The 12,858-nt window shown below is 39.6% G+C and carries 13 protein-coding genes; 6 read left to right on the forward strand and 7 right to left on the reverse strand.

The annotated features are described in order from the left end of the window. Positions 1 to 207: 207 nt before the first annotated feature. Both ON01_RS14205 and ON01_RS14210 read right to left on the reverse strand, forming a co-directional pair. Positions 208 to 810 (reverse strand): Uma2 family endonuclease, encoded by a 603-nt coding sequence (locus tag ON01_RS14205; protein WP_010531735.1) that lies wholly within the window; start codon positions 808 to 810, stop codon positions 208 to 210. Positions 811 to 926: 116 nt separating this feature from the next. Further along, on the reverse strand, positions 927 to 2,006 hold the full coding sequence (locus ON01_RS14210; RefSeq protein WP_010531736.1) for a C40 family peptidase: 1,080 nt from the start codon (positions 2,004 to 2,006) through the stop codon (positions 927 to 929). Positions 2,007 to 2,470: 464 nt separating this feature from the next. Between ON01_RS14210 and ON01_RS14215 the strand changes: the two genes are divergently transcribed. The 3 genes from ON01_RS14215 to ON01_RS14225 all read left to right on the forward strand — a co-directional run bounded on the left by ON01_RS14215 (position 2,471) and on the right by ON01_RS14225 (position 6,163). Continuing rightward, positions 2,471 to 2,866: a YveK family protein gene (locus ON01_RS14215; RefSeq protein ID WP_010531737.1), complete on the forward strand. Its 396-nt coding sequence runs from the start codon at positions 2,471 to 2,473 to the stop codon at positions 2,864 to 2,866. Positions 2,867 to 3,130: 264 nt separating this feature from the next. Further along, the gene (locus tag ON01_RS14220; RefSeq protein ID WP_010531738.1) at positions 3,131 to 4,525 is read left to right on the forward strand and encodes a sodium/glutamate symporter; all 1,395 of its coding nucleotides are present in this window, start codon (positions 3,131 to 3,133) and stop codon (positions 4,523 to 4,525) included. A 15-nt stretch (positions 4,526 to 4,540) separates the two neighbouring features. Beyond that, on the forward strand, positions 4,541 to 6,163 hold the full coding sequence (locus ON01_RS14225; RefSeq protein ID WP_029329143.1) for an amidohydrolase: 1,623 nt from the start codon (positions 4,541 to 4,543) through the stop codon (positions 6,161 to 6,163). A gap of 248 nt (positions 6,164 to 6,411) precedes the next feature. Here ON01_RS14225 and ON01_RS14230 read toward each other — a convergent pair whose 3' ends face one another. The 4 genes from ON01_RS14230 to ON01_RS14245 form a co-directional block, all read right to left on the reverse strand. After that, the gene (locus ON01_RS14230; protein ID WP_010531740.1) at positions 6,412 to 6,882 is read right to left on the reverse strand and encodes a GntR family transcriptional regulator; all 471 of its coding nucleotides are present in this window, start codon (positions 6,880 to 6,882) and stop codon (positions 6,412 to 6,414) included. Positions 6,883 to 7,001: 119 nt separating this feature from the next. Further along, positions 7,002 to 7,646 (reverse strand): excalibur calcium-binding domain-containing protein, encoded by a 645-nt coding sequence (locus tag ON01_RS14235; protein ID WP_010531741.1) that lies wholly within the window; start codon positions 7,644 to 7,646, stop codon positions 7,002 to 7,004. Between the two features lie 63 nt (positions 7,647 to 7,709). Continuing rightward, positions 7,710 to 8,333, reverse strand: coding sequence for a class D sortase (locus ON01_RS14240; RefSeq protein ID WP_010531742.1), 624 nt, complete (start codon positions 8,331 to 8,333; stop codon positions 7,710 to 7,712). A gap of 59 nt (positions 8,334 to 8,392) precedes the next feature. Further along, on the reverse strand, positions 8,393 to 8,851 hold the full coding sequence (locus ON01_RS14245; RefSeq protein ID WP_010531743.1) for an excalibur calcium-binding protein: 459 nt from the start codon (positions 8,849 to 8,851) through the stop codon (positions 8,393 to 8,395). 788 nt (positions 8,852 to 9,639) lie between these two features. Between ON01_RS14245 and ON01_RS14255 the strand changes: the two genes are divergently transcribed. Both ON01_RS14255 and ON01_RS14260 read left to right on the forward strand, forming a co-directional pair. After that, a complete protein-coding gene (locus tag ON01_RS14255; protein WP_010531744.1) occupies positions 9,640 to 9,915 on the forward strand; it encodes a hypothetical protein in 276 nt (91 codons plus the stop codon). 25 nt (positions 9,916 to 9,940) lie between these two features. Then, positions 9,941 to 10,177 carry a hypothetical protein gene (locus ON01_RS14260; protein WP_245545015.1) on the forward strand — a complete coding sequence of 79 codons (237 nt, stop codon included), beginning with the start codon at positions 9,941 to 9,943 and terminating at the stop codon, positions 10,175 to 10,177. 82 nt (positions 10,178 to 10,259) lie between these two features. On the opposite strand, the gene tnpA is transcribed toward ON01_RS14260, so the two are convergent. Then, the gene (tnpA, locus tag ON01_RS20250; RefSeq protein WP_425357516.1) at positions 10,260 to 10,388 is read right to left on the reverse strand and encodes an IS66 family insertion sequence element accessory protein TnpA; all 129 of its coding nucleotides are present in this window, start codon (positions 10,386 to 10,388) and stop codon (positions 10,260 to 10,262) included. Between the two features lie 185 nt (positions 10,389 to 10,573). Between tnpA and ON01_RS14265 the strand changes: the two genes are divergently transcribed. Beyond that, the gene (locus ON01_RS14265; protein WP_010531746.1) at positions 10,574 to 12,166 is read left to right on the forward strand and encodes an SIR2 family protein; all 1,593 of its coding nucleotides are present in this window, start codon (positions 10,574 to 10,576) and stop codon (positions 12,164 to 12,166) included. Positions 12,167 to 12,858: the final 692 nt, after the last annotated feature.

The raw sequence follows: 12,858 nt of genomic DNA on the forward strand, positions 1-12,858 counted from the left end.
GCGAGAAGGCCTCAAACTTGTGCGGGAGCGGCTCTAACTCGTGCGGGAAGACTTCGAACTTGAGCGGCAGCCGCCTCAACTCGTGTGAGAAGCCCTCAAACTTGTGCGACAGCACCCTGAATTCGTGCAGCGGCTCCTGTGGCTACACTTTCACTATCGCTCACGGCAGCACAGCACGGGGATTAACATGCAGCCACCGCCAAGATTTTAATCTAAATTGGGAATATTTTTCATTATGTCAGCCATCGTGAAAGATATACACGGGATGCCGGGGGAGGTTACATGCTCGTCTTCCTGGAAAACATCAATAAGAGTGTACTGCGCATCGTGCAGAGAATATTGCTCTAAAATACCTGTCTTAGGTTCTACAATCCAATATTCGGGAATCCGGAAGTTGGCATACATATTTAGCTTATCAATTTTATCCCGTTTTAATGTAGACGGGGAAAGGATCTCAACTACAAGGTCTGGAGGCCCTATGACACCACGATTACGTAAAATATTCAAACGCTTGCGGTGGATCAGTACAAGATCCGGCTGTCTTACTTCATTATCAGCCAATATGACATCAATAGGAGCATCTAATATAATATAGTCCGATTCACAGCTTTCAGTAATTCTTTTTTGCATTTGAGCGCTAATCAATTGATGCGTAACAGATGGCGCTGGACTCATCAATTCTAATTGGCCGTCCACTAGTTCATAGCGGTTTCCGTCATCAATTGACGCATAGTCATCATAGGTGAGGTTGTCTTCTTTTATGAGTTCAGTATAGGCGTGCTTATTTTTATTATCCTCTTTATCACTCATCAAAATACCTCCCATTTAGTCGTTTATGATAGTATACCATAAGATCCCTCGGCTATTGCCGAGGGATCTATTCTAAACTCTATACCACCATGCGTTCGTCAAAGTTTCGAAATTAATTAATAAAACCGCTTATACCCATCAAAATGCTTGCTCCAATACGGATTGCTCACATTGGAGATTTGAACGCCATCGGATCCGGCGTGGATGAAGTCACCGCCGCCGAGATAGATTCCCATGTGTGAGATGCCACTCTTATAAGTATTCTCGAAGAATACGAGATCGCCGACTTGCGGGTTGTTCACGTATTGAGCGCGGTTGTAATAGCCAGCGCTTGACCGGCGCGGGATGTCTTTGCCGGCTTTATTGAATGTGTATTTGATAAAGCCGCTGCAGTCGAATCCGCTCGGTGATGCACCGCCCCATGCGTAAGGGGTTCCTTCAAGGCTCGTAGCCGTGCTGATCAACTTATCGACATTGTAGTCAGTATCAACGCTGCTTGAGCTGTCACTACTGCTCGAACCTGAAGAACTCGAACCAGATGAACCCGATCCGGATGTCGCCTTAGAGCCGATATTCAGCTTCTGACCGACCAGAATCAAATTGGATGACAGGTTGTTCCAATTTCTCAGCTGGCTGACGGATACGCCGTAACGGCTTCCGATCCCTGATAACGTATCACCGGATTGAACGGTATAAACTTCTGATGAGCCAGTGCTGCCACTCGAACCGGAGTTGCTGCTTCCCGAACTGCTCGATCCGCTATTACTTGAGCCATTTCTCGACACAACAAATTGATCGCCTGGATAAATCAAGTGGGAATTAAGATTGTTCCAGTCCATTATATTAGATACGGAAATATTATGTCGTGCTGCGATTCCGCTTAACGTGTCACCGCTTTTGACGGTGTATGTAGATCCCTGGCTGCCCGAGCTCGAATTGCTACCGCTGGAAGATGAATTGGATGAGTTGCTGGAATTGGACGTTTCGATTACTTGATTCGGATAGATGATGTCACCTGATAGATTATTGATAGATTTCAATTGTGCTACACTTGTGTCATAATTCTGTGCAATCTCCCACAATGAATCGCCGCTCTTCACCTTATACGAAGCTGCTTCGACGTCATCTGCGGCGAAGATTGCCGAGGCGATAAAAGCACTTGCAGTAACCGACATGAAAATTTTCTTATTCGCCAATGAAAGGGTCCTCCTTCATAATCGTGTTGAAATATGTGTCATATTATACATGGGTATTGTAAAATTTAATAGATTCCTGACACATTTGTAATCAACTTGTGGGCAACATGTAATCTTCTTGTAATATTGTGCAGTGAAGGCAGGAACTGGTTGGATCATATCATTTCAACGCAGACAATTGAACCCGGGCGATTATGATCGCTAGAAACAAACTTGGGCAGGAAAACGAAAACATGAGCACAAATCCCCAAACATATCCCCAATCGCTCAAACATGGCCCCGACTCCCTCCCAATCCCCCCAAAAACCACACCACAAACATGTCCGCTCGCCCTCACCTCCATAGTCCAAAAAAACTATCACGATTTACCAAGATATATGTTATAATTTCGTTTATGATGCCGAAATCATATAATAGACTATCAAACGACAATCGTATAGAACGAAACAGGAGGTAAGCAATCAATGGAGGAAACGATAACGCTCAAAGAGATCTTTGAGGTCATCAAGAAGCGGCTTCTGCTCATCATCAGTCTGGTTGTGGGCGCGGCTGCTATTGCAGCTGTGGTCAGTTATTTCATGCTGACGCCGCAATATGAGTCCAGTTCCATGTTTGTGGTCAACCAGAAGGAGCAGAATCAATCGTCGGAAGTCACGCGAAATGATATTCAAACAAACGTTCAATTGATAAATACTTATAATGTGATTATCAAAAGCCCGGCGATTCTGGAACAGGTCATCGACGAGCTCGGTCTGAATTATTCCGTCGGGCAGCTGGAAAGCAACCTTAACGTATCAAGTGCCGAGAACTCGCAGGTCGTGACCGTGACAGCAACCAATCCGGATCCGGCTCTTGGCTGAGTGGGAGGAGGTGGAGCGGTTGTTGGCGAAGTATCGGAGCGGGTGAGAGGGGCCCTTCCGTAAGGGTGCCTGTCACTTCTGCTTTGTAATTAAATTAGATTTTTTTTGCAATTTTGAGTGGTTCTAATTAACTGGTACGAACATTCGAATCATGTTGCTATTCGCTGGTAACGATCTTTAATATTGATGTATGAAAAATATATAGAAAGCTGTCGACTTTAATTATGAGGAGTCGTTGAAGAGGGAGAGATTGTTATCACTTTCATGATAGCTTTTGGCTTAGCGAGTATTATGCTCTGTGTGGGCATGATTATACGAACGAAGGTTTCTTTTATTAGCAAAATGCTGGTACCCGCAAGTGTTGTTGCTGGCGTGTTGGGCTTGATTATCATGAATACGGGTCTGATTACAGCCGTCGACTCGCAAATGTACGTCGATATTGTGACCTTCTTATTTACGGTGACGTTTATTTCTATCGGATTGACAAGCAATCCTAAGTCCAAAACATCGGATTCTGTTGGAAAGAGTATAGCAAAAGGATCGATTGGATTAGGTTTTCTTTGGAATTTAATTTATGCCCTTACCCCAGCTGTTGGAGCGATTATCATTATTGGGATTGGCGGCTTCTTCGGAATGGATCCGGTATATGGCTTATTAATTCCTTTTGCTTTTACCCAAGGCCCCGGGCAGTCAGCGACATTTGGAGGAATTATGGAACAGCAATATAGGATTGCCAATGCTGCGACAGTGGGTGTCACCTTTGCAGCGTTAGGATTCCTGCTGTGCTTTCTCGTTGGAGTCCCGTTAGCCAGGTATGGGATTAAACGAGGATTGGCGAAAAACATGGGTTCATCCAAAATTGAAGATTTTGTTGAACGAGGCTATTATGTGAAAAGCGAAAAAAGAGACACATTAGGAAACGAAACGATGTTCAGCGGCAACATTGATACGATGACTTTCCATTTTGCAATTATCGGCCTCTGTTTTCTTTTGGCTTTGGGAATGTCCGAAATTGTTTCATACATTCCCGCGATTGGTTCCACATTCAGCGGTATGCTGTTTATATATGGAATGCTGGCAGGCTACCTTGTTAAGTTCATTATGAAAAAATGGCGTATCGAAAATATGTTGGATAATACGTTTCAGTCTAAAATAACCGGCTGGTCAACGGATTATTTGATTGTTGCTTCCTTTATGGCTGTTCCATTCAGTGTTATTGGAAACTGGATGATTCCAATTATCACCGTGGCTGTGGTGGTTATGTTAATAAGTGTTATGATCTGCATCTACTTTGGCCAGCGAATGGGCGGCGAAAATGATTTTGAAAGAACAATCGGCTTATACGGGACAGTCACAGGAACCGTCCCAAGCGGTATTGCGCTTGTGAGGATTATTGATCCTTCTTTAAGAACCTCAACAGCAGTTGAATTAGGATTGATGAACTTGCCAATGGTAGCTTCTTTTGTAACTGTTTCGACGATAATGGCGATAGCGTCCGGTGCATTGTCGATGAGTCTGGGTATTCTTTTGCTATTGGCACCCATTCCAATTTATTTAATCGTATTAAAGGTAATCAAAGTATGGGGCACGAAAACATATGACTTTAAATCGGAGTCTGGATCCAAAGTAGAGAGACTGAAAAGAGCTACTGCAGAATAGAGAGGGGAGTATTGAGTGTTGAAAAAATTGTATTACGGCGGCGATATTGTAACCATGGAGAAGGACATGGATGCGGCAGAAGCAGTGTTAATTGAAGACGGCGTGATTAAGGAAGTCGGTAGTTTAGACGCATTTCAGGCCTATATGAATGATACGGGTATTGAAAAAGTTGATTTAAAAGGGAATACCTTGATGCCGGGATTCGTTGATCCTCATGGTCATTTGTCAATGATGGGACCACTGGCAACAATGGCTGATTTAAAAGAATGTGAGAGCTTCGATGATATTCATTATACACTAACCTCCTACATGCAAAATAAAGAAATTGGCAAGGGAGACTTAGTTGTCGGCTTTGGCTATGATCATAATTTCCTGAAAGAGGAGCAACATCCGTTAAAACACGTATTAAATGAAGTATCATCAGAAAATCCGATTCTAATTTTCCATGCATCCGGTCACATAGGGTGTGCGAACGATGCAGCATTAAATTTTGCAGGGATTGACGAAAATACACCTGACAAAGAAGGCGGCCACATTGGCAGAATGGAAGACACGATGGAGCCCAATGGGTATTTGGAAGAAGGAATCCTGATGTCCTTGATGAACAGTATCTTTGCAGATATTGATATGGATTATGTCCAGTTAGCCAATCTTGGCCAGGAGATTTATATTAAAAATGGAATTACGACTGTACAGGATGGTGCGACCTCAAGCGAAACCATCGAGCTCTTTAAAGCGTTGTCGGAAAAGGATAATTTGAAGGTAGATGTTGTTGCGTATCCATTAGTGGCTGAAAACCCAAATGACATGAAAAATAATGAGCAATACGCTAAGAACTATCATAATCGCTTTAAAATCGGCGGATACAAAATGTTCTTGGATGGCTCTCCTCAAGGCAAGACAGCATGGATGACAGAACCATATGAAGGGGAAGAAAGCTATCGCGGTTACCCGTGGTACGAGGACGAACAAGTAAAGCAGTATGTGACGAAAGCCATTAATGACGATGTGCAGCTGCTTACCCACTGTAATGGTGATGCGGCGTCTGATCAGCTGTTAAAAAACTACGAAGCTGCACTGCAGGAATCGGATAATCCGAACAAAGACAAATTGCGTCCGGTAATGATTCACTGTCAAACTGTCCGTTATGATCAGCTGGACAAGATGGCCGAACTAGCGATGATACCTTCTATATTCATCCCTCACACATATTTCTGGGGCGATGTACATCTGAAAAATTTGGGGCAAGAGCGCGGAAATCGAATAAGCCCTGCAAAATCCGCCTTTGACAGGGGACTTATGGTAAACTTCCACCAGGATCCACCAGTCGTAAAACCGGACATGCTTCATACAATATGGTGCGCAGTCAATCGAATCACCCGAAAAGGCGTTAACATTGGACCTGAAGAACGCGTCACTGTTTATGACGCCTTGAAAGCTGTAACGATCAATGCAGCTTATTCCTACTTTGAGGAAGATCAAAAGGGAAGCATAAAAGCAGGAAAACTTGCTGACTTTGTGATATTGGACCAAAATCCGCTTGAAGTGGAAAAACTGGATATAAAGGATATACAAGTTTTAAATACTATCAAAGAAGGCAGAACGATTTATAGTAGGGATAAGGTTCTTGCTGAATGAAGATCAACGGTTTAAGTCCGTCAAAATTTGCCTTACATCGAACTGTATGAGAAGGGTTATCCGAGTATTGGCTGAATACTGTGTACTTCCAGAGTGACAAGTTCTGATGAATGGCGTTCAGGCAGATGCTCAGGTTTCAAGAAAACTGAGTGTGGTCTCCATACCTCTTAGCAGGCGTAAGGGTGCGTGTAAGTCGCTTCAGGCAACAGCTGATGAAAAGCTTATCAAACACTTTGAAAGGCTTTTCATCATTTTTTCCTCGATAGTTTAATATTAAACGAATACATATCCGATCGATAGCAGGCACGTTCGTATTCGACAAAGTTGCCGTTCACATCCCTCAGGTTCCTCTCGGCAACGAGCATACTGGTGTTTGCCGGAACCTCCAGCAGTTTGGTGTCCTCTTTGGCGATGCTCTCTGATCTGATATTCTGATCTGCTTCAATCGAAAGGACACCTAATTCCTGCTCAAGCAAGTCATATAATGATACTTTGTTTAAATCATATTCCATAATGTTTTCGCCGATCTCAGCTGGGTAATAGTTGTTTTCAACACCCATTGGTATGTTGTCGGCATATCGGACCCGTTTAATATGAACAGCTTCTTTCAGGCCAGTTATTATCTGCAGATGTACGGGCGATTGAAAACCTTCTGCTTTAACAAGCTTTGCACCCGGTTCCATTCCCATACCCTGGATGGTTTCGGATGTGCTGCTCAAGCTGCCCAGCCAGTCATTGATTGGTCTTAATGCGACAAATGTACCTCTGCCAGGCTTTAAACGTAGAGCAATATGTTCTTTTTTCGAAAAAACACTTTCCCAAAAAGGATTAAAAGGTTTTATTCACAGCCAACGCCATCCCCGTCTCTATCAAGGTGAGAGGCATAACCTGGATCTCCGGCATACACTGGTGCTGCACCGGCATTTCTTGCTTCAGTGCAATTCTCGTAATAAGTATTGCTGCTATTGCTACTTGTACTGGCCGAAGAAGTATTCGATGATCCAGTATTTGTAGAAGCGATAGTAGACTTCAAGTCCTCAACGTTAGCTTGTAATGAAGAATTTTTGTCTTGAAGTTCTTCAATTTTGCTCGTTTTTTCTTTTAATTCCGAATTCAAACTATCAATCTTATTTTTGGATTCATTAAGTTCACTTTTGCTACTCTCTAGCTTATCTTCAACTTTTTTCTTATTAGAATTGAGTTCATCTAACTCATGCTTTAGAGAATCATTGTCTTCCTTAAGAGAATTAATCTCACTTGTTAGTTCTTCGTTCTTTTGTATTTCTTTATTAAGTTGTACAGTTGTGCTGTCATCAATAAACCCGGAACTAATTATCATAAGAGCAACACCACCTATTAGAAGTGGATAAAATAGCTTTTTTGATAGTCTTCTTTCTTTAGTTTTGATTTTTCTGATAAGGTGATATGTAAGATAGATTAAAGAAGCTATTAAAGCTAGAAAACCAATTAGAAATAGAGCCATAACCAAAGCCACCTTTCTACTAGAATTGGCGCCTGTCACTTGTCTATTTTTGTCAAATTACATTCATTCGACCAAAGTAGCCTGTACAATGTAACGATTGGGCGCATAACCGATATAATCAAATGGATAACATGTTGTAAGTGTCAAAGTAGGGTCTTCTTTTTCGACAATGACTGATCGATCCTCTGCGTCGGTTACCCATGTTTTTGTGATTTCATATTCATAGGTTTCACCGTTGTAATGGACTTCAAGTATATCACCCTGACCAAGCTTATCTAACCCGGTGAACACGGTGTCACGATGCCCAGAAAGTACTGTATGGCCGGTTTTACGGTTAGGAACCGTCGTCCATTTACTGACATACATACCAACACCTTGATCAAGTGTCTTTTCATCCGTTCCCCAATAAGTTGTAAAACGCTTGTCCATCTTCGGGATATCCAGCATTGCTACCTCTGTTCCTTTTTTATTATCGAAATTGAGGGTGAGTGGATTAACATCAGTATGACTGGAATCTGGATTATCTTCTTCTGCTTCCTCATCTTTTTTATCTATATCAACAGTTGCCGCTTCTGTCTTCTCCGGTATTGTCTGTACTGACTGTGTCGCCTGAAAGTAACTCCAGCCATTATAAACAAAAGCGATGAAACCAATCGCAAACAAAAGGATTGATAATTTACGAATCATCGGTTTCCCCTCCCTAAAATCTGAGAAAGGCAGACGATTGGATCGCCTGCCCTCAAAGATTACTGACGTTTGCGGATACCAAGTGCACCGAGAGCCATAGCGCCTAAACCACCCAGGATACCAAGCGGTAATGCTGTTGCAGTATCAGGCAGCTCGCCTCCCTGTTCATCAGATGATGTATTGTCTTCGGATTCAGATGATGTATCTTCTTCAGAGGAGGTAGACTCCTCAGATGAAGTGGCTTCTGAATCGGTGTTGTTCTCAGATGTGGATGTATTATCATTGCTGGATGCATCAGAATCACCAGCTGGAAGGTCCTCGCAAGGAAGTCCATCTCCTTCTCTATCTAAATCATCTGGGTCATCTGGATGTTCTTCAAGATGCGCTTGGGCTTCAGCTTGCGTATCAAAATCCTTACAATCCAAATCGCCTGAATGACTAGCAAAGACCGATTGAGCTGTCCCAAACATAAATAGAGCCGAAAGCAATACAGCCAAAGTTAGATATTTACCTTTCATTTTGTTGTCCCCCCTTATCTATTTATTCTGGCAGTTACGATATAGTCTATTGTTCTAAAAATCGACTATGTATGTAACTACTAGAGTCACTGTAACATGTTGGTAGTTATGTTACAATAAATTTACGAAATATTACAACGGGTAATGCAAAAATAGATTTTAGGTTAAGGAAATTCCTTTTTCCTTATAGGTTTAGTGTCTGTCACCACCCGAATTTCATCGGTGCGGAATATGTTTAATTATATTCTCCTTCGCCATGATAAAGTATTTCCTGGAGAACGTAACTGCGCAAGCGAAGGTAATATTTTTCTAATTTAACCATCCCAAACTTTTTCAAACACATTCCAGGTCCGCTGCAGTTGCCTTTCGTGATTTTATACTATATATAGTATATATGTATAAACATAATATGGCTTATATAGTGTTAATAAAACTTTTTTCCTAGATTTGGGTTGCCGCAGTCGAACTTTTGTGCTAAATTGGGTGTGTGAAAATTAATAAAAATGGGGGGGAGTGAGAATTATGGCTAAAACGAATAAAGGTAAGAAAGTAGTACCAGTGAAACCGTATTCGAGGAAGGCCGACAGTAAACGAGTAAAGGTCCGCGGTCATCGCCGTTCAACACCAAATTAAAACGCCCATTGCAAATACAATGGGCGAGGAATTGGACAAGGATCTACCAAATCTCTTTAGTGTCCAGATTATGTACTTATATTTAATATTGTACACTAATTTGTCCAATTCCTCTATATTTTTTAAGAAAAAATATAGGGAAGGGTGTATTAGTATTGAAAAAGCCGGTAACTCTTTATCAATTTTGTCGTGCTTTTAAGGGAATTAATTCAAATTCGACTACCAAGCAAAAACAAAATTTCGCATGGGCTATTGGTTCTGCTGAAAGCATCATAGCTGCTTCTTTCAGGAAAAAGTCTCTACGCCCAGTAGAGGGATATTTTGAGCTGAAGAAAAGACATGCTTTAACTGATAACTTTATGAAAAGTTTTTCTGATATAAGTTATACTAAATATCGGCTGGGGCCAAAGTATTCGTCAGGAAATAAATAGGGGACTTGCAAATTCTAGGTATGGAATCGTTGTAATTTCTTCGAGTTTTATTGAAAAGTATTGGCTAAACTACGAATTAGATGGGATTCTTAATAAAGAAGGAAGTACACAAACACAGATGCTTCTGCCAATTTGGCATAATATCACTGCTGATGAAATGAAAAATTATAGTTATTCCTTGTCGAATAAATTAGCTCTGAATACCGCTTTGAATACAAAAGACGAAATTGTCGAGAACGTGAAGAAGGTTCTATGGTCTTAATAGGTGTCTGTCAATTCCCGATTAACCACTGTGTTTCGACAGGTGTTTCCGACGAACGGTTACCGTGCTCGAACTGCTGAACTCAATAGTGCAGTTGGTGATCTTTGACTTCCTGATTTCGGCACCATCTAGCTATACTTTGCCCGCTTTCTTCCCAGGCTTCATAGCGTGCTTGCCACTCTATTCTTTTGTCCTTATTGGGTAATCGTATAACCTCCCGAGTTGATTCCTACGTGTATTTTATTTGACGTTTACAAATATACTGAATGTTATTAATTTTTGTTATTTTTTGTAGTATGATATAGATGGTATGTTCGTGAGTAATTCTCGCTGTTGATAAAGCAGAAGCATAAATATCTTTATTGAACAATTATGGAAGAAAGGAGCTAATTTAACATGTCTTTTAATGATTTAGTTAAAGGGAATAAACTCCCGGTATTATTTATCGGCTCAGGATTTAGTAAACGATATTTAAATTCACCGAACTGGGAAGCATTATTAATGAGGGTTTATCAATACTTGGGAAAGAATACAATAGATTATAAGTCACTAAAACTAAAAACAAAAAACAAAAGAGAAAATAGAAATTTGAGTACTGGTGAAATAAATGCCATTATTGCTGAAGAAATTGAAATGGAATTCAATAATTATTTTTATGAAAGTGATTTGGTCCATGAATTTCCTGAATGGGTTGAAAAGGAAGTAAATCCATTTAGAAAATGTATAGCATCAATTTTGGATGAGCTCGAATTGCTTGAAGAAAAGCAAGAGGAAATCGAGGCTTTTAAGGAATTAAAAAATAAAATTAAATCAGTGATTACAACAAATTATGATACCCTTTTAGAGGACTTATTTGATTTACCGAAAGATAGTACCTTTATTGGCCAACCACAATTATTCAGCCCAAATTCCATGGAAATAGGGGAGTTATATAAGATCCATGGTTGTATGACTGAATCAGATAATATTGTCATTACAAGCAGAGATTATAGTAACTTTAGAAGTAACGCAAAGCTTTTTAGTGCAAAATTGCTTACCCTCATTTCTGAAAATCCTGTTGTTTTCATTGGATATTCAATTAGTGATCCTAATATACAACAAACGCTTAGTGATTTGATACGTTGTTTATCAGAAGAGCAAATCAATAATTTGAAAAGTCATTTTTATGTGATTGAGTTTAATGAGGGTGTTAAAGAAATAGAAGAAAAAGAACTGCTGTTCCACGCACAATCTTACCAGGGTGAAACAACCACCTTCCCAATAACTGTTATTAGTACAGACAACTATTTAGGGGTTTATAAAAAATTAAATGAACTAACTCCGGCAATGAATTTAGATACGGTTAAGCAAGTCAAAAGGATTGTAAAGGATATTGTAGTCGATGCTGTTGAATCTAAGGAAAAAACAGATGTACAGACGATATTTATGGATGACATAAATAAGCTGAAACAAACTGATCAAAAGTTTGCAATTGCAATTGGGAATATTAAAGATATTAACAGTAATTATGGTTACAATCTTAGACCCGTAGAGGAAGTTTTGGAAGACATACTATTTGATAACAAAAACTTCAACTCAGAAAGGTTAATTAAAGAAACGTATGAAAAATCCTATCTAAAAATAAAGCGAATTATTCCAATATACAAATACCTAAGAAAATTATCCAAGGAAGAAGTTGAGGAAAAATGTCCGAATGTTTATAATTACGTTTCTACGCATTTAAAAAAGGATGATTATCTAAATAGTAATATCATTAGATCTCTGAAGAATATTCCGGTTGGAAACAAGATGGATGATATGCCACCAAGTTTTAAAGGTAATACATATAAGACTTCTCTATGGCTTATTAAAAACTTTGAGCTATTACCATTGGAGGAAATCAAGATTTTATTACAAAAGGAATTCGATAATTATGGCCAATTTAATAGTAATCAACAAAGCAGCTACAGAAGATTAGTATCATTATATGATCTGTTTCAATATAAATAAAATAACCACATGGAGTGTTCATATTTAGAATATGAATTCCATATGGTTATCGTTTACACATAATTAGTATGGTTATATTATATTCAATTATGATTAATTCGTCAAGAAATTTCAAGAAAAAATCCGAGTTATTAGGTTAGGTGCCCGAGGTTAGATACCTGTCACCACTCGAATTTTGTCATTTTATGTCGAATTAAATTATTGTATGGGAGCTGCTGGTTCGAATAGGGCTAGTGGCTTTTTTGTGGACATGAAAAAATTTATCCGTTTACTCAAAATGGCATTTTCTCCCGCTCTTTTTCGTTAATTTTGGAGTTTTACTTGCGAACGTTTTCTGAAATTGAAATCTTCATCGTTTGTGGTGTTCATAAGACGATTTCAAGGATTATAAATAAGAACTAGTGTCCTTAACTTTTAACAAAATAGTTAGTGTGCTTGTCACTTTCCGAACTTTGTCGTTTTATGTCGAATAAAATTAATGTATCGAGGTCACTGGTTCAGATCGAGCTGGTGGCTTTTTTATGGACAAGAAAGATTTTATTTTTTCTTCAAAATGGCATTTTCTTCTGCTCTTTTTCTTTATTTCCGGAATTTTACCTGTGGTTGTTTTCTGAAATTTGAATTTTCATATTTTTTAGTGTTCATAAGGTGATTTTATGGGTTATAAATACGAACTAGTGTTCTTGACTTTT

The organism is Lentibacillus jeotgali, assembly GCF_000224785.1.
GTDB lineage: Bacteria > Bacillota > Bacilli > Bacillales > Amphibacillaceae > Lentibacillus > Lentibacillus jeotgali.